At 42.8% G+C, this 17,436-nt stretch carries 18 protein-coding genes and 1 pseudogene; 17 read left to right on the plus strand and 2 right to left on the minus strand.

Annotated elements, in window-relative coordinates:
* Positions 1-121: 121 nt before the first annotated feature.
* From ODU34_RS08285 to ODU34_RS08300, 4 genes and pseudogenes are all read left to right on the plus strand, one after another.
* Positions 122-328, plus strand: a pseudogene (locus ODU34_RS08285) (HAD family hydrolase); the annotation flags it as partial.
* Between the two features lie 492 nt (positions 329-820).
* Entirely contained in the window at positions 821-2,314 is a 1,494-nt protein-coding gene (gene sly / locus ODU34_RS08290) for a cholesterol-dependent cytolysin suilysin (RefSeq protein ID WP_052828130.1), read from the plus strand.
* A gap of 309 nt (positions 2,315-2,623) precedes the next feature.
* On the plus strand, positions 2,624-3,325 hold the full coding sequence (locus ODU34_RS08295; protein WP_044763506.1) for an N-acetylmannosamine-6-phosphate 2-epimerase: 702 nt from the start codon (positions 2,624-2,626) through the stop codon (positions 3,323-3,325).
* Positions 3,326-3,352: 27 nt separating this feature from the next.
* Complete coding sequence (locus ODU34_RS08300; protein WP_105178984.1) at positions 3,353-4,861, plus strand: PTS transporter subunit EIIC; 1,509 nt, start codon at positions 3,353-3,355, stop codon at positions 4,859-4,861.
* A gap of 103 nt (positions 4,862-4,964) precedes the next feature.
* Here the strand turns inward: ODU34_RS08300 and ODU34_RS08305 are convergent, their stop codons facing one another.
* Complete coding sequence (locus ODU34_RS08305; protein WP_105178985.1) at positions 4,965-5,777, minus strand: MurR/RpiR family transcriptional regulator; 813 nt, start codon at positions 5,775-5,777, stop codon at positions 4,965-4,967.
* A gap of 99 nt (positions 5,778-5,876) precedes the next feature.
* Here ODU34_RS08305 and ybeY point away from each other — a divergent pair, with 99 nt between their 5' ends.
* The 12 genes from ybeY (at position 5,877) to smpB (ending at position 14,950) form a co-directional block, all read left to right on the plus strand.
* The gene (gene ybeY, locus ODU34_RS08310) at positions 5,877-6,374 is read left to right on the plus strand and encodes an rRNA maturation RNase YbeY (protein WP_398578448.1); all 498 of its coding nucleotides are present in this window, start codon (positions 5,877-5,879) and stop codon (positions 6,372-6,374) included.
* Positions 6,355-6,756: a diacylglycerol kinase family protein gene (locus ODU34_RS08315; RefSeq protein WP_012027339.1), complete on the plus strand. Its 402-nt coding sequence runs from the start codon at positions 6,355-6,357 to the stop codon at positions 6,754-6,756. Before ybeY ends, ODU34_RS08315 begins: the two co-directional genes overlap by 20 nt.
* A 16-nt stretch (positions 6,757-6,772) precedes the next feature.
* Entirely contained in the window at positions 6,773-7,672 is a 900-nt protein-coding gene (gene era / locus ODU34_RS08320; protein ID WP_172030234.1) for a GTPase Era, read from the plus strand.
* Between the two features lie 253 nt (positions 7,673-7,925).
* Entirely contained in the window at positions 7,926-8,168 is a 243-nt protein-coding gene (locus tag ODU34_RS08325) for a hypothetical protein (protein WP_238141289.1), read from the plus strand.
* The gene (locus ODU34_RS08330; RefSeq protein WP_398578451.1) at positions 8,140-8,364 is read left to right on the plus strand and encodes a GNAT family N-acetyltransferase; all 225 of its coding nucleotides are present in this window, start codon (positions 8,140-8,142) and stop codon (positions 8,362-8,364) included. Before ODU34_RS08325 ends, ODU34_RS08330 begins: the two co-directional genes overlap by 29 nt.
* Positions 8,365-9,016: 652 nt before the next feature.
* Positions 9,017-9,844: a DNA-formamidopyrimidine glycosylase gene (gene mutM / locus ODU34_RS08335; protein WP_398578452.1), complete on the plus strand. Its 828-nt coding sequence runs from the start codon at positions 9,017-9,019 to the stop codon at positions 9,842-9,844.
* The gene (gene coaE, locus ODU34_RS08340) at positions 9,837-10,439 is read left to right on the plus strand and encodes a dephospho-CoA kinase (protein WP_253213464.1); all 603 of its coding nucleotides are present in this window, start codon (positions 9,837-9,839) and stop codon (positions 10,437-10,439) included. The genes mutM and coaE overlap by 8 nt, the downstream gene beginning before the upstream one ends.
* Complete coding sequence (locus ODU34_RS08345) at positions 10,426-11,631, plus strand: multidrug efflux MFS transporter (RefSeq protein WP_398578453.1); 1,206 nt, start codon at positions 10,426-10,428, stop codon at positions 11,629-11,631. Before coaE ends, ODU34_RS08345 begins: the two co-directional genes overlap by 14 nt.
* Positions 11,631-11,780: a 50S ribosomal protein L33 gene (rpmG, locus tag ODU34_RS08350; RefSeq protein ID WP_012775228.1), complete on the plus strand. Its 150-nt coding sequence runs from the start codon at positions 11,631-11,633 to the stop codon at positions 11,778-11,780. The genes ODU34_RS08345 and rpmG overlap by 1 nt, the downstream gene beginning before the upstream one ends.
* Positions 11,781-11,826: 46 nt before the next feature.
* A complete protein-coding gene (gene secG, locus ODU34_RS08355; protein ID WP_002935768.1) occupies positions 11,827-12,060 on the plus strand; it encodes a preprotein translocase subunit SecG in 234 nt (77 codons plus the stop codon).
* 50 nt (positions 12,061-12,110) lie between these two features.
* Complete coding sequence (rnr, locus tag ODU34_RS08360) at positions 12,111-14,480, plus strand: ribonuclease R (RefSeq protein WP_398578454.1); 2,370 nt, start codon at positions 12,111-12,113, stop codon at positions 14,478-14,480.
* Positions 14,481-14,482: 2 nt separating this feature from the next.
* A complete protein-coding gene (smpB, locus tag ODU34_RS08365) occupies positions 14,483-14,950 on the plus strand; it encodes an SsrA-binding protein SmpB (RefSeq protein ID WP_002935771.1) in 468 nt (155 codons plus the stop codon).
* A gap of 97 nt (positions 14,951-15,047) precedes the next feature.
* On the opposite strand, the gene ODU34_RS08370 is transcribed toward smpB, so the two are convergent.
* Complete coding sequence (locus tag ODU34_RS08370) at positions 15,048-16,091, minus strand: zinc-binding dehydrogenase (RefSeq protein WP_398578468.1); 1,044 nt, start codon at positions 16,089-16,091, stop codon at positions 15,048-15,050.
* Between the two features lie 428 nt (positions 16,092-16,519).
* Here ODU34_RS08370 and tehB point away from each other — a divergent pair, with 428 nt between their 5' ends.
* Positions 16,520-17,365: an SAM-dependent methyltransferase TehB gene (tehB, locus tag ODU34_RS08375; protein WP_398578455.1), complete on the plus strand. Its 846-nt coding sequence runs from the start codon at positions 16,520-16,522 to the stop codon at positions 17,363-17,365.
* The last annotated feature ends 71 nt before the right edge of the window (positions 17,366-17,436 follow it).

A 17,436-nucleotide genomic window follows, 5' to 3' on the forward strand; every position in this document is an offset into this window, starting at 1 on the left:
GGAGTAGAACAATTTCTAGTTTCTCAGAGACAGACTTTGGACTTCTTTTGGACATAATAAAACTCCCTTTATAGTTTCTAGTGAAAATTTTTGTTTTTTCACTGTCCACTATAAGGGGAGTATATCAATGTCAGGCGAAGATATTTGTTATCTAGGGGATTCGTTTGAAAATGACATCATCGGGGCAAAAACAGCTGGTTGGCAAGCGGTCTGGTTTAATCACAGAAAACGGTCAGAGCCAGAAAGTTCCTTTCGAGCAGATTATATGATTGACGAATGGTCCAACCTGGATTCCCTTATCAAAAACATCATAAAGCCGATTGGATAAATAAAATGGAATAACTCTCCTAACAAGTTTTTAATAGGATTAGAAGCTAGTCGGGGGAGTTTTTGTGTTCAAAAAGAGGAGGTATAGACAATATGTAAAGACCCCCAGTTGAGAATTCGTGGATTTACCTGTACACTAGAATAAAAAAAATCAACTTCTAACAGGAATTACTACACTCAATTGGAGGTCTTTACATATTGTCTATAATATCTAGCTGTTATTGCAAATATTTATAAGTGATAATGTGTATGAAAAACTGATAGAAATTCAGAAAAACAGAAAATGAATAGATTATTTACAGAAAGGTTCCGGAAATTGTTGGAAAAACAACAAATAGAGGGGTGTAATCTGTTTTTTGTCTGTTTTCCATCTCAAGTAGTCTTGACAACTTATCTAAAAAGGTGCAGAATGAATTCGCAAACGTTTGTTTTTTTAATACCATTTTTTTATATCTATTCATTTCATTAGTGAAAACATGAAAGGATAAAACTTATGAGAAAAAGTTCGCACTTGATTTTAAGCTCAATAGTCAGTTTGGCACTCGTAGGGGTCACACCATTGAGTGTTCTTGCAGATTCCAAACAAGATATTAATCAGTATTTTCAAAGCTTGACTTACGAGCCACAAGAGATTCTTACAAATGAGGGAGAATACATTGATAATCCGCCAGCAACAACTGGTATGTTAGAAAACGGACGTTTTGTGGTACTTCGCAGAGAAAAGAAGAATATTACGAACAATAGTGCAGATATTGCTGTTATTGATGCTAAGGCTGCAAATATTTATCCAGGTGCTTTATTGCGTGCTGACCAAAATCTTCTGGATAATAATCCAACGCTTATCAGTATTGCGCGGGGAGATCTGACGCTTAGTTTGAATTTACCTGGTTTGGCCAATGGGGATAGCCACACTGTTGTAAATTCTCCAACAAGAAGTACTGTTCGAACAGGGGTGAATAACCTTCTGTCTAAATGGAATAATACGTATGCTGGAGAGTATGGCAATACCCAAGCAGAGCTTCAATATGATGAAACAATGGCATACAGTATGTCACAATTAAAAACGAAGTTCGGAACCTCTTTTGAAAAAATTGCAGTACCATTAGATATCAATTTTGATGCCGTGAATTCGGGTGAAAAACAGGTTCAGATCATTAACTTTAAACAAATTTATTATACAGTTAGTGTTGATGAACCAGAATCTCCAAGCAAGCTTTTTGCAGAAGGGACAACTGTAGAAGATTTGCAACGAAATGGGATAACAGATGAGGTACCTCCTGTTTATGTTTCCAGCGTTTCTTATGGACGCTCTATGTTCATCAAGTTAGAAACTAGCAGTAGGAGTACCCAAGTTCAAGCCGCATTTAAAGCAGCCATCAAAGGCGTTGATATTAGTGGCAATGCTGAGTATCAAGACATTCTGAAAAATACTTCATTCTCTGCTTATATTTTTGGTGGGGATGCAGGTAGTGCAGCTACTGTTGTGAGCGGAAATATTGAAACACTGAAGAAGATTATTGAAGAAGGTGCAAGATACGGAAAACTCAATCCAGGTGTTCCGATTTCGTATTCAACCAACTTTGTCAAAGACAATAGACCTGCTCAGATTTTGAGCAATTCAGAGTACATAGAAACAACTTCAACCGTCCATAATAGTAGTGCATTGACATTGGACCATTCAGGTGCTTATGTTGCGAAATACAACATTACTTGGGAAGAAGTATCTTACAATGAAGCTGGAGAAGAAGTTTGGGAACCAAAAGCTTGGGATAAGAATGGTGTAAATCTGACCTCACACTGGAGTGAAACCATTCAAATTCCAGGAAATGCTCGCAATCTTCATGTCAATATTCAAGAATGTACAGGATTAGCATGGGAGTGGTGGAGAACAGTTTATGACAAAGATTTACCACTTGTTGGTCAACGTAAAATAACCATCTGGGGAACAACGTTATACCCACAGTATGCGGATGAGTTGATAGAGTAATCTGGCAATGTATTATACTCTCTTAGCCACAGAAGCTGGAGCTAAATACTATTCGTCAGAAACTTATCACAAGAAAATGGTATTAAAATAAGGATTCTATTCAAATTTTGGGTAGAATCTTTTATATTTTCCTAAAAACTACTTTTAGGTATGAGAACTCGTTCTGAAACTATTTTTAGGAATTTTTGTATTTCTACAAAAATCGAAATTACATTCTAAATAAAAAGAGGTTATTGAAAAAATAATAATATACTATATAATAAATAATGTAAGCGCTATCTCTAGTATAGAGCAGAAAGGAATGACACAATGGGGACTATTAGTAAGACAGATTTAAAGCAACAAATTAAGGACGGTATTATCATTTCCTGTCAGGCTTTGCCAGGCGAACCTCTGTATAGGGAAGAAGGCGGTATTATGCCTTTACTAGTCAAGGCTGCCCAAGAAGCAGGGGCAGTCGGTATTCGGGCCAATAGTGTGCGAGATATTAAGGAGATAAAAGAAGTAACTACTTTGCCAATTATAGGAATTATCAAGCGAGACTATCCTCCACAAGAGCCCTTTATTACGGCTACGATGCGAGAAGTAGACGAGTTAGCAGCTCTAGATATTGAGGTCATTGCTCTTGATTGTACCAAGCGTGAGCGTTATGACGGACTCGATGTTGTTGATTTCATTAAGCAAATCAAGGAAAAATACCCCGAGCAACTTTTTATGGCAGATATTTCAACCTTTGAGGAAGGATTAACTGCTTATGAAGCAGGCATCGATTTTGTTGGGACAACACTTTCGGGGTATACATCCTATAGTAGGCAGGAGGAGGGACCGGATATTGAATTGGTTGACCGCTTGTGCCGAGCAGGTATCGATGTGATAGCGGAAGGAAAAATACACTATCCTGACCAAGTAAAAATTATTCATGATTTAGGTGTGGCAGGAATTGTTGTAGGCGGTGCAATTACACGTCCAAAAGAAATCGCAGAGCGGTTTATTAGTGCTTTACATAAATAATAAATAGGTTATAGAAAGGAATGGAGTATGAATTTTAAGAAGTTTTCTCAGCTAGGGCAGGCCTTTATGTTGCCAATCTCAATTTTGCCTGTTGCTGGTCTCTTACTGGGAATTGGAGGCGCCTTATCAAATAGTAATGCTGTAGCACAATTTCCTGTATTGGATCAAGCGTGGTTGCAAGCTGTATTCACTATCATGAGTACGGCAGGTAGTGCGGTATTTGCGAATTTAGCGTTGATTTTTGCAATTGGTGTTGCTGTAGGTTTGGCAGATGCTGATAAGGGGACTGCTGGCCTATCTGCTGGGGTTGCATACTTGGTTTATACGGCTACTATTAGTGGATTTTTAACTCTTTTTGCAGATAAGGGAGCAAGCATTGATACTGGAGTTTTGGGCGCTTTAGCGATTGGTATCACTGTTGCAACTTTACACAACAAATACCGAAAAATTGAATTACCAGCCTTTCTTGGTTTCTTCGGAGGCTCTCGCTTTATTCCAATTATTTCATCATTTGCAGCAATTGCGATTTGTTCCATTTTTTATATAATTTGGCCACCGATTCAGAATTTGTTAGTTGATTTTGGTAAGGCAATAGCAGAGATGGGAAGTTTTGGAACCTTCTTATATGGTTTTGGATTACGTTTGACAGGTGCGTTTGGCTTGCACCATACCATCTATCCAATGTTTTGGTATACTTCATTAGGTGGAAGTGAAGTGGTAGCAGGTGAGACGATCCAAGGTGCGCAAAATATTTTCTTTGCTCAATTAGCAGATGCGAACCATACAGGCTTATTTACTTATGGAACTCGATTTTTTGCTGGTCGATTTGCAACGATGATTTTTGGTCTACCAGCATCTTGTTTGGCTATGTATCACGCAATTCCTAAGGAAAATCGTAAGAAGGTTGGTAGTTTTTATTCAAGTAGTGCATTAACTTCCTTATTGACAGGAATTACTGAGCCAATCGAGTTTTCTTTCTTGTTTGTTGCTCCATGGCTATATGTTGTTCACGCATTTTTAGATGGATTATCATTCTTAGTTGCGGATCTCCTGCAAATTCGTATTGGGAACTCATTTTCTGGTGGGCTTATTGATTACTTGATTTTTGGTGTTTTCCAAGGAAATGACAAAACCAATTGGATTTACGTTATTCCTGTAGGCTTGCTTTGGGCAGCAGTTTATTATCTAGTTTTCAAATTTTTAGTAACCAAATTTCACGTGCTAGTTCCTGGTATGGAAAGCAGTGATCAAGCATCACATTCTGAAAAAGTTTTATCAAACGGTTCTAGTCTTCGTGATAATGCAATTGCTATCATCGATGCTCTTGGTGGAGCAGATAATATTGAGAATGTGACTGCCTGTGCGACTCGATTAAGAGTATCGCTCAGAAATAGTGGTCTTGTGGATAAGGGAGTTATTCAGTCGATAGGTGCAACGGCTGTTTTGGATGTAAAAGGAGGAATACAGGCTATTTTCGGAGGTAAGGCTATTCTGTACAGCCAAGAAATCAATCAAATTCTTGGTCTTGAAGAATAGAGTTAGATTTAAGTGAATTAAAAGCATTCAAACTGTACCTATCGGGTATTTTTGAATGCTTTTTGTCTTTTTAAGAGTGTTGTGAAATAGAAAGATGGATGAATTATTCTCTAATAGTTTGCTTGAAAATATTCTCTTTTTTCTCCTTGTCAATAGCCAAAAAGTAGGCGTAGATAATATCTAGCATGATGAGCAGGGGAATTTGGGGTGAGATACGGTTGCCATAATTAAGGTGTCGGACAGAGGCGACTGGAATGATTTGGTCAAAAGTCGAATGGGGAAAACTCTTAGTTGTTAACAGGGCGGTAGGAATCCCCTTTTGAGCAGCCAGGTGGAGATGCTCCATGACCTCTTCTGTCTGACCAGACAGAGAAAGACCGATGACCAGGCAACTAGGGTCTAAAATAGTAGTTGTCCAAATAAGATTGTTTTTATCAGTAATTGCATCACAGATTACACCCAGTCGCATAAAGCGGGATTTGATTTCCATTGCAACCAAACCAGAACTGCCGATTCCGTAAAAATAGACACGCTTGCTACTATCAATCAGTTTGGCAATTTCTTCCAATTTTTCTTCATCAACGAGTTTATTGGTAGCAGTTAGGATTTCCTCATAGTTTACCAAGACTTTTTTTGTTAGGCTCCGCTGTAATTTTTCAAAATGTTTATCCAAGTATTGTTGGTTATTTTGAAAGGCAAAGACAAATTCTCGATAACCGGAAAATCCACATTTTTTGGCAAAACGGGTAAGAGCAGATGGAGAAATGTGGAGTTGCTGTATAGTGTTTTCTTGGCTAAGATCGGCGCTAGATGGGTCTAACTGAGTAAAATAACTGGCAATCTGCTTTTCAAGTCTAGTCATCTGATCCAGATGAGACTCAATGATGGCAGTGATGTGTTTCGGTGTTTGTAACATTTTCCATTCCTCTGATAGCTTCTGAGGACATTATACCACTAAAACCCCCTCATTGATAGGTTTTATGATATAATGGAAACGTAAAAGGAATGTAAGATTATGTATATTGAAATGATTGATGAAACAGGGCAGGTTTCTGCTCAAATGCAGGAGCAGATTACAGAATTGCTCCAGTTTGCTGCCGAAAAAATTGGCAAGCAAAATAAGGAAATGGCTGTGACCTTTGTGGACAATGCTCGCGTCCATGAGGTCAATTTGGAATACCGAGGAATTGACCGTCCCACAGATGTTGTCAGTCTAGAATATAAGCCAGAGTCGGAGATTGTTTTTGATGAGGAAGACTTACTGGACAATCCTGAATTGGCTGAAATGATGGAAGATTTCGATGCCTATATTGGTGAATTGTATATTTCTATCGATAAGGCACGTGAGCAAGCTGAAGATTACGGACATAGCTACGAGCGCGAAATGGGCTTTTTAGCTGTACACGGTTTTCTGCATATCAATGGCTATGATCATTATACGTCAGAAGAAGAAGCAGAAATGTTTGGTTTACAAGAAGAAATTTTGACGGCCTATGGACTTACAAGAGAATAATTCAAAAAATCGCTGGAAAAACCGAGAATTGATTGCAAGTCTAGAATTTGCAGTAACGGGTTTGTTGACGGCTTTCAAGGAAGAACGCAATATGAAGAAGCACCTTGCTTCAGCTGTCCTTGTTGTGCTTGCGGGACTTATTTTCCAAGTATCTGTGACAGAATGGCTCTTCCTCTTGCTCAGTATTAGTCTGGTTATCGCTTTTGAAATTGTGAATTCGGCTATTGAGAATGTGGTGGATTTGGCGTCAGACTATCATTTTTCTATGTTGGCAAAGAATGCAAAAGATATGGCAGCAGGGGCAGTCTTGTTTGTGTCAGGATTCGCCTTGTTGACAGGATTGATTATCTTTGTGCCGAAAATTTGGGACTTTATTTTTTAGAATATAAGGAGAATACATGACATTTAAGTCAGGTTTTGTGGCGATTTTAGGTCGTCCAAACGTTGGGAAATCAACTTTTCTCAACTATGTAATGGGGCAAAAAATTGCCATCATGAGCGATAAGGCTCAAACAACCCGTAATAAGATTATGGGGATTTATACAACAGAAGAAGAGCAGATTGTCTTCATTGACACACCAGGAATCCACAAGCCTAAGACGGCTTTGGGTGACTTTATGGTGGAATCTGCCTATAGCACCCTGCGTGAAGTGGACACGGTACTCTTTATGGTGCCAGCCGATGAAAAACGAGGCAAGGGTGACGACATGATTATGGAACGCCTTAAACAGGCCAAGGTTCCAGTCATTTTAGTGGTTAACAAGATTGACAAGGTTCATCCAGACCAGCTTTTGGAACAGATTGATGATTTCCGTCAACTGATGGACTTCAAGGAAATTGTGCCAATTTCTGCTACCCAAGGGAACAATGTTAATCGTCTCATGGAAATTCTCAAGGAAAATCTGGATGAAGGTTTCCAATATTTCCCTGCGGACCAAATCACTGACCACCCAGAACGTTTCTTGGTATCTGAGATGATTCGGGAGAAGGTTCTACACCTGACTCGTGAGGAAATTCCGCACTCTGTTGCCGTTGTCATCGAGTCCATGAAACGTGATGAATTTACCGACAAGGTCCATATCCGAGCGACGATTATGGTTGAGCGTGATAGCCAGAAAGGCATCATCATCGGCAAGCAAGGAGCCATGCTCAAGAAAATCGGCTCCATGGCCCGTCGTGATATTGAATTGATGTTGGGCGACAAAGTCTTCCTCGAAACCTGGGTCAAGGTCAAGAAAAACTGGCGAGACAAAAAACTCGACCTCGCCGATTTTGGCTATAATGAGAAAGAGTATTAAAAACGTCCGGGGGACGTTTTTAACCCGAGCCTAGAAATTGGAGAGCGAGGAAGTTCGGGGGAGTGAAACAATCTAGGAATAGACTGTTTCAGCAGGTCACATAGGAATGTGAAAGTGACCATTTGAAAACCCGAGCCTAGAAATTGGAAGGCGAGGTAGCCTGGTGTGACTTGTCTCACCAGAATAGAAAAGAATCAATTTCAAGCGTGAAGCACCACTTTTGTGGTGTTTTCCGTCGTTACGGTGAGATATTATGACAATTAGAGCAGTTAATGAACAGACTCTTTCTATCTGGGCTACTTTTGCAAGTCAGGTTTGGCAGACAAAAGAGCAAGTTTTGATAGAAAAATTTTCAAATAATGAGTTTCCTTTTGAGTTTTTGTATTACTCTCAAAGTGAGGAGCCGATAGCGTGGATTAGTTTATCGCTTCGCCGCGACTATGTAGAAGGATGTCAGGCGGGTCCAGTTGCCTATTTTAGAAGGAATTTTTATTAGTCCGAATTATCGTAATCAAGGGATTGCGGAAGAACTGTTAAATTTTGCAGAGGGTTGGGCTAAAAGCCGAGATGTATGCCAACTAGGGTCTGATGCGGAACTAGACAATCTACTGAGCCAGAACTTTCATATCAAACATGGCTTCCGAGAAGTTAGTCGAACAGTTCACTATGTTCTAGATTTGACTAGTGATTAACAGGTTATCAATCAAAAATTTAGTTTAGAAAGGAAAGCCGATTAGGTGTTGTAATTGAACTCGCCTAGGCCTCTTTGAAAATCACAACCGTGACCTTAGGTGTCGAAGCACCGTCGGTCAGGTTTCTATTTGCTTTGTAATTTTGTTAGAAAGGACGAGTGTTAGCGTACTTGAAAAGGTAGTTTGTTGCACTATTTAAGGCTAGTGTCAACATCTCAGCACAGTGGTTGATTGGCAGATTTGTTCGTGTTCCACACTCCAAATCTGACCTATACTAAGGAAGCGAACCCTGTTCGCACTATTTCCAACCTCCAAAGGTTCCCCAAACCTTTGGAGCTGTGTGGGGGTGGGAGTAAAATAGTCCAGTGGACTATTTTAGCCCGAACTTAGATTTATGGATGTGAGGTAAACTCTTCTAGGATTGTTCGAGTTCTTTCCCTCTCCCAAATAGATAGAGCTCCTTGTGTGCAAGTCACACAGCGTCGCTCTCCTTTTATCTTGTTATCATTATTTAGAAAGGAAAGCCGGTTAGGTGTTGTAATTGAACTCGCCTACGACTCTTTGAAAAAAGACAACCGTGACCTAGGCGCCGAAGCACCGTCGGTCAGGTTTCTATTTTTCTTTGAGTCGCTTAACGGCTTAGTATCGTAGTATGCCCGAATTGCCTGAGGTTGAGACGGTTCGTCGTGGTTTAAATCGGTTGGTCAAGGGAAAGGTCATCGAAAAGGTCAAGGTGACCTATGCCCCTATGGTTAAGACTGGTGCCGATGCTTTCTGTCAGGACTTGCTTGGTCAGGAGATTTTAGATGTGGACCGTCGTGGTAAGTATCTCTTGATTTACCTGACAGACCATGTTCTCATTTCCCACTTGCGGATGGAAGGTAAGTACAATTTCTTTCCTAATCAGGTGCCTGCCAACAAACATTTCCATGCCTTTTTTACTTTTTCAGATGGCTCGACCTTGGTTTATCAGGATGTCCGCAAGTTTGGCACAATGGAACTGCTGGGCAAGGCAGATGTGGATGCCTATTTTATCAGTCGAAAAATTGGTCCTGAGCCGACGGAGGAAGATTTTGACTTAGAAGAATTTGCCAAAAAGTTAGTTAAGTCGAAAAAGCCTATTAAGTCACATCTTTTGGACCAGTCTTTGGTGGCTGGTTTGGGAAATATCTATGTAGATGAGGCTCTGTTTAGAGCACAAGTTCATCCTGCTCAAGCAAGTAATCAGCTATCGGCAGAGCAGGTGGCAGATCTCCGTCAAGCCACCATAGAAGTTCTGCAACTTGGTATCGAAAAAGGAGGCTCAACCATTCGGACCTACAAAAATGCCTTGGGCATGGACGGGACTATGCAGGATTATTTACAAGTTTATGGAAAGACAGGACAGGCTTGTCCCCGTTGCCAGACCGAGATTGTCAAAATCCAGCTGGGCGGTCGGGGGACACATTTCTGTCCTCAGTGTCAGGTGAAACATGGCTAAAGTTATCGGATTGACAGGCGGTATCGCTTCAGGAAAATCAACGGTTACAGCTTTTTTGCGAGAACAGGGTCATCCAGTCATCGATGCGGATGCGGTCGTGCATGAATTGCAGGTCAAGGGTGGCAAACTCTACCAGGTTTTGCTTGCCGAGTTTGGGGAAGCTATCCTGTCAGCTGATGGCAGTCTAGATAGGGCTAAGCTGGGACAGGCTGTCTTTGCGGATAGCAATCTGCGGGCTCGTTTATCTGTCTTGCAGGACAAGATTATCAGGCAGGAGCTGTTAGACAGAAGGGATGCTCTCAAGCAGACTGAGGATGTAATTTTCATGGATATTCCTTTGCTTTACGAGGCTGATTATAGCGGGGAAGTAAATGAAGTCTGGCTAGTTTATGTCGATAGAGCGCAGCAGTTGGAACGGCTTATGAAACGCAATGGCTTAGCTGTTCAAGATGCAGAAAATCGTCTGGCTGCTCAGCTTTCTTTAGAGGAAAAACGGTCGCAAGCCCAGGTGGTGATTGACAATAGCGGAGCGGTTGAGGCGACCTTAACACAGGTTGCGCAACTTTTGGAGGAATTAAAGGATGGACGACGGTAGTAGTTATTGGAAGCAGAATTTGAAGGTGGCTTGGTTGGGAAATTTCCTAACAGGGACGAGTTTTACCTTGGTTATGCCTTTTATCTCGGTTTTTGTGGAAGAATTGGGGGTAGGCCTTGGACAGGTAGAATATTATGCGGGACTTGCGGTATCTGTTAATGCCCTTGCGGCAGCCTTGATGGCACCTATTTGGGGGAGTTTGGCGGACCGTTACGGTCGCAAGCCCATGATGGTGCGGGCTGCTTTTGCGATGATTTTTACTATGGGTGGTATGGCCTTTGTACCAAATGTTTTTTGGTTGCTTGCCTTACGTGTCTTAAATGGGGTATTTACAGGGTACATTCCCAATGCGACTGCCTTGATTGCCAGTCAGGTTCCAAAGGATAAGACGGGGTATGCTCTGGGGACCTTATCAACAGGTGCGGTAGCGGGTAATTTGATTGGTCCGACCCTGGGTGGTATCTTAGCAGAGATGTTTGGCGTACATATGGTATTTTTGCTGGTGGGACTTCTTTATGCTATCGTTGTGTTACTGACCGTTTTCTATATTCGAGAGGATTTTGTTCCAATCAAAAAAGGCGAAGAGATGTCGGTTAAAGAGGTATTTGAGCAGGTGAAAGATCGGCAGATGCTGGTTGGACTTTTTGTGACTTCTATGATTATTATTGCAGCTGCTCAGGCTGTTGTTCCTATATTGACCCTCTACGTGCGGCATTTGGGACAGACAGACAATCTCCTTTTTGTAGCTGGTTTTATCATTTCCTTGCCTGGTATGGCATCGCTAGTGACATCAGGTTATTTAGGGAAAATTGGTGATCGTATTGGCAATCATCGCCTTCTATTAATTGCTTTGACTTACAGTCTGTTGATTAATGTTTTCTGTGTTTTTGCAGAAAATCCTTTCCAGCTTGGTTTGTTGCGATTCATGTATGGTTTTGGGACAGGAGCATTGTTGCCTTCGGTCAATTCTCTTTTGACCAAGTTGACCCCAAAAGAAGGGATTTCAAGGATATTTTCCTACAACCAACTCTTTAATAATCTAGGTTCTGTTGTTGGTCCCATGATGGGGTCTGCGGTGGCTGCTCACATGGGTTATGACTGGGTTTTCTATCTGTCGAGCGGACTTGTCCTCTTTAACCTTATCTGGTCTTTGACCAATTTTAGAAACTATTTGAAAGTAAGGGATGTTTAGTGAGAGTTAAAATCAATTTACAATGTTCAGAATGTGGTAGTAAGAACTACTTGACTAGCAAAAACGCCAAGACTCATCCAGATAAGATTGAAGTCCTTAAATACTGCCCAAAAGAGAGAAAAGTAACCCTCCACCTTGAAACTAAGTAGGTTTTATGGTATAATGTCATAAGTTATTGTAGAAAGTGAAAAAAATATGTATCAAGCATTATTAGCAATTCTGTTGATTTTATCTGTTATTTTGATTGTAGTGATTTTTATTCAACCGGCTAAAAACCAGTCTAGCAACGTCTTTGACTCTTCTAGTGGAGCCTTATTTGAACGTACAAAGGCCCGTGGTTTTGAAGCGGTGATGCAACGCATTACAGCTATTCTTGTTTTTCTTTGGATGCTGGATGCGCTGGCACTTGTTATCATTTCAAGTAAGTAGATAAATCAGACTGGGACTTGTTCTTGGTCTATTTTTTTAGTAAAGGTAAGATGAAAAACGAAATTATTAACTATATTAAAGAAGTTGGTCCTGTGACCATGGATCAGCTAGCAGATCAGTTTGGAGCCAGTTCTGCTAAGAGCTTCACAGATTTGGTCAAGCTGGTTTCTAGCATGGAAGGCAGTCGTCAACTTGTCTTTGACAATGCTGGGCGGATTACTTTTCCTGCTCCAAAAATCTCCAAGAACAAGGTGACCTTGCAGGGCATTTTCCGTGCCCACAAGTCAGGTTTTGGTTTTGTGACCATTGATGAGGAGGAAGATGATCTCTTTGTCAGTCGTGACGATGTCAACTTCGCCATCGAGGGCGACCGAGTGGAAGTGGCGATCAAGAAAGTGGCGGACAGGCTCAAGGGAACGGCTGCGGAAGCGGAAGTCATTGATATTTTAGAACATAGCCTGAAAACTGCGGTAGGCTTGATTGTTTTTGACGAAGACAAGCCTGAATATGCAGGCTATATCAAGTCTAAAAACCAGAAAATCGCTCAGAAGATTTATATCAAGAAGTCACCTCTGGTATTGACCGGAACGGAAATCCTCAAAGTTGATATCGAGGCTTATCCAAACAAGAAACGGGACCACTTTGTTGCGACCATTCGGGACGTGGTGGGCCACAAGGACGATGTGGGGATCGATGTCTTGGAAGTTTTGGAATCCATGGACATCGTGTCGGAATTCCCTGATGAAGTCTTGGCGGAGGCTAATCGAGTGCCAGAAAGTCCGTCTGAGAAAGACTTTGAAGGCCGCTTGGACCTGCGAGATGAAATCATCTTCACCATTGACGGTGCGGATGCCAAGGATTTGGATGATGCGGTCCATATCAAGCAGCTCAAGAACGGCAATCTGGAGCTGGGTGTCCATATCGCTGATGTCAGCTACTATGTGACCGAAGGCTCTGCCTTGGACCAGGAAGCTGTCAAGCGAGGGACTTCTGTCTATGTGACCGACCGTGTGGTGCCAATGCTGCCAGAACGCCTGTCAAATGGCATTTGTTCCCTTAATCCAAATGTGGATCGCCTGACCCAGTCGGCTATTATGGAAATTGACCGTAAAGGCAAGGTAGTCAAGCACTGGATTGGTCAGACGGTCATCAAAACCACCTTCCGCATGACCTATTCCGATGTCAATGATATGATTGCGGGCAATCAGGAAAAGCTTGCTAAATACAAGGCGATCGTGCCAAGTGTGGATCTCATGGTCAAGCTCCATGAGACGCTGGAAACCATGCGGTACAAGCGTGGAGCTCTGAATTTTGACACAGCTGAAGCTAAAATCATCGTCAACAAGGACGGTCTGCCAGTCGATATTCAACTGCGCCAGCGAGGCATTGCCGAGCGGATGATTGAGTCCTTCATGCTGGCGGCCAATGAGTGTGTTGCCGAGCATTTTGCCAAGTTGGACCCGCCTTTCATCTATCGGATCCACGAGGAGCCTAAGTCGGACAAATTGCAGAAGTTCATCGACTATGCGACCAGCTTTGGTCTGACGGTCTATGGTACGGCTAGCTCTATTAGTCAGGATGCCCTTCAGGATCTCATGGAGCGGGTCAAGGATGAACCCTATGCGGATGTCCTCAATATGATGTTGCTTCGCTCCATGCAGCAGGCACGTTACTCAGAGCACAACCACGGCCACTACGGACTGGGTGCGGAGTTTTACACCCACTTCACCAGTCCTATCCGCCGCTATCCTGACCTGCTGGTGCACCGTATGGTGCGGGACTATGGTCACAATCCTGCGGAAAAAGCAGAGCATTTTGAGCAGGTTATTCCTGAGCTTGCCAAGTCTTCGTCCAGTTTAGAACGCCGTGCCATTGAGGCAGAGCGGGAAGTCGAAGCCATGAAGAAGGCAGAGTTCATGCAAGAATTTGTTGGGCAAGAGTTTGATGGTGTCGTGTCTAGCGTGGTCAAGTTTGGACTTTTTGTCGAGTTGCCAAATACGGTTGAAGGCCTAATCCATGTCACCAACCTCAACGAATACTACCAGTTCCACGAGCGGACTCTGACCTTGCAGGGTGAGAAATCTGGTCGGGTCTTCCGTGTCGGTCAGCCAATCCGTATCAAGCTAACGCGGGCGGACAAGATGACAGGGGAAATTGATTTTGCCCACGTGCCGTCCGAGCTGGATATTGTCGAAAAAGCTTTGAAAGCCAAGCGGAGAACGGCTAGTCACTCCAACCGTGACCGTGATGATCGGTCAGGGCGAGGACGGGGCAAGCACCACAAGCAAGAAGCTGCTGGTCGCGACAGCGGACGTCACAAGTCTGGAAAAGACCACAAGTCAAAAAGTGGTAAAAAAGACAAGAAAAAGAAACCATTTTACAAAGAAGTGGCTAAAAAGAACAAGAAGAAAAGGAGATAGGCATGGCCAAGGGTGAGGGCAATGTGATTGCACAGAATAAAAAAGCCCGCCACGACTATACCATTGTCGATACAGTGGAGGCGGGGATGGTCCTGACGGGGACGGAGATTAAGTCCATTCGTGCGGGGCGGATCAACCTCAAGGACGGCTTTGCCCAGATCAAGCAGGGTGAGGCTTGGTTGGTCAATGTCCATATTGCTCCCTACGATGAGGGCAATATCTGGAACCAGGAGCCAACGCGGACCCGCAAGTTGCTCTTGCGGAAGAAGCAAATCGAGTCCTTGGGCAATGAGGTTAAGGGCACAGGGATGACCCTGGTGCCGCTCAAGGTCTATATCAAGGACGGCTTTGCCAAGGTTTTGATTGGGCTTGCCAAAGGGAAGCACGATTACGATAAGCGAGAGTCAATTAAACGCCGTGAGCAAGACCGTGATATTAAACGGACTATGAAGGCTATCAATAGTCGCTAAGACTGGGAGAAATCCTGGTCATTTTTGTTATCGGAAAACAAATACCCCAGATATTTTCGAAACTATCTGGGGGTTATTATTTGATTTTCGCAGAGTATTAATCCACCGTCACCATTGCTTTAATCGTTTTGCGGTTGACCATGTCTTTGTAGGCTTGGTCGATATTGTCCAGGCTGTAAGTTTGGGTGAAAACTCGACCTGGGTTGATGTCGCCTTTGAGAACGGCATCGAGCAAAATTTCTTTATCGTAGGTTGTGACAGAAGCAGAGCCACCACCGATAATGATATTTTGAGCAAAGGTTGAGCCAAGGGCGTGGTTGTTGTAGTGTGGCACACCGACAAAACCGATGCGACCACCACTGTGAAGGACGCCGAGTGCTTGGTCAATAGAGGCTTCTGTACCGACACATTCAAGAGCAGCATCAGCGCCACCACCTAGGATTTCACGGACTTTGGCAATACCTTCTTCACCACGTTCTGCTACGATGGCAGTAGCCCCTGATTCCAAAGCCATTTGCTGACGGTCAGCATGACGGCTCATCATGATAATCTGAGAAGCTCCCCGCATTTTTGCTGCGATAACGGCACATTGCCCCACTGCACCATCACCGATGACAACAACCTTGTCACCAGGTTTGACATTTGCAACACGCGCAGCATGGTAGCCTGTTGGCATAACATCTGCCAGAGTCAAGAGAGATTTGATCATACCTTCTGAGTAGTCACTTGGCTGACCAGGAATTTTGACCAAGGCCCAGTTGCCGTAGTGGAAACGAATATATTGAGACTGGTAGTTGTTGCCCCAGTTGGTGTAATCTGGATGGTTGTCACAAGTACCGTCAAAGCCAGCACGACAGGCATCGCAATGTCCGCAACCGTGTGTAAATGGAACAATCACAAAGTCACCAGGAACAAGGGTTGTAATGTCCTCGCCGACTGCCTCCACAATCCCGATGGCTTCATGACCAGAGTTAGTGTCACCATGGTCATGGTGAATGTCTTCTCCGTAGCCCCAAAGGTCTGAACCACAGACACAGGCCCGCACGACCTTGATAATGACATCATCTTTGGCTTGAAGGCTTGGTTTTTCGATTTCTACAACGGTCATCTTACCGGCTTTTTCATAAATAGCTGCTTTCATATTCATCACACACTTACTTGTCAGTAAATATCCTTTCTGATTGAAATAGTCTTTCAGTTTGCTTTTAGTACTAGCTCTAACTGTCTGGGGGACAGTTAGAGGTTGGATATAGAACGAACTAAGTTCGTGTCAAAAGTTGCAGACAGCTTGTGCAGTCTACCAGACTGTGCCAGGTTGACAATGAGGCTTGCGAAAGCAAGTCACTTACACAAAGTACGGCAAAGCGAGTTCAAACAATCCAGTGGAGTGTTTGAAGTTGGAGATAAAGAAACGGAGTTTCCTCATACGTTGACGTAATAAAAGATAAACTGAACGACTATAAGACTTATTATACACCTTGGAGTTCACTCTAAGTCAAGAAAAAAATGGGTTTGAATTCATATTTCCTTTGTGATAGACTAAGTGTATCGGAAAGAAAAGGAGAGATAATGACAGTTTTAGTTCCTTACAAACGCATGCCCATTTGGAATCAAGAGACGGTTCCCCAGCATTTTTTGACCAAGCACAATACCAAGGTGGGGACTTGGGCCAAAATCAAGGTCTTGAGAGGTCAACTCAAATTTGAGCCGATTTCAGATGATAATGAGATTTTGGGAGAATACATCTATGGTCCGACAGATGATATTCCCTTTGTGGTGCCACAGGTGACCCTGTTGACAGAGGATACGGAGTTTTTCTTGGAATTTTTCTGTCAGCCAGAGGATTATTTTGCTAAAAAATATGACTATACGCGAACCCATTCAGAGGTCTTAGAGGCATTGAAAATCATCAAGCCTTGTAGGGTTTTGGATCTAGGTTGTGGTCATGGTAGGAACAGTCTTTATTTGGCTCAGCAGGGGTTTGAGGTAACTGCTGTAGATAAAGATGTACCAAGTATTCGGACACTTTTGCAGGTCAAGGAAGTAGAAGATTTGGACTTGCAGGCTGGGACTTACGATATTAATTCAGCTAGTCTGGAGCAGGATTACGACTGGATTATCTCAACCGTTGTCTTTATGTTCTTGGAGCGGGAGCGGGTGCCAGCTATTATCCGCAATATGCAGGAGCAGACACGGCCTAGTGGCTATAACTTGATCGTGGCGGCCATGGATACGGAGGATGCACCCTGTCCGATGAATTTCTCCTTTACCTTTCGAGCAGGTGAGTTGAAGGAATACTACCGTGACTGGGAATTGGTCAAGTACAATGAGGATTTTGGTCAGCTCCATAAGCATGACGAACATGGTAATTTCCTCAAGATGCGGTTTGCGACCATTTTAGCACGAAAGAAATAAGGATAGATATTTTTTAGTAAAATATTTGGTATAAATTAATATAAAAAAGAGTAATTGTTGGTTACTCTTTT

The sequence above is a fragment of the Streptococcus sp. 2018WUSS126 genome (assembly GCF_044427425.1).
Lineage (GTDB): Bacteria > Bacillota > Bacilli > Lactobacillales > Streptococcaceae > Streptococcus > Streptococcus hashimotonensis.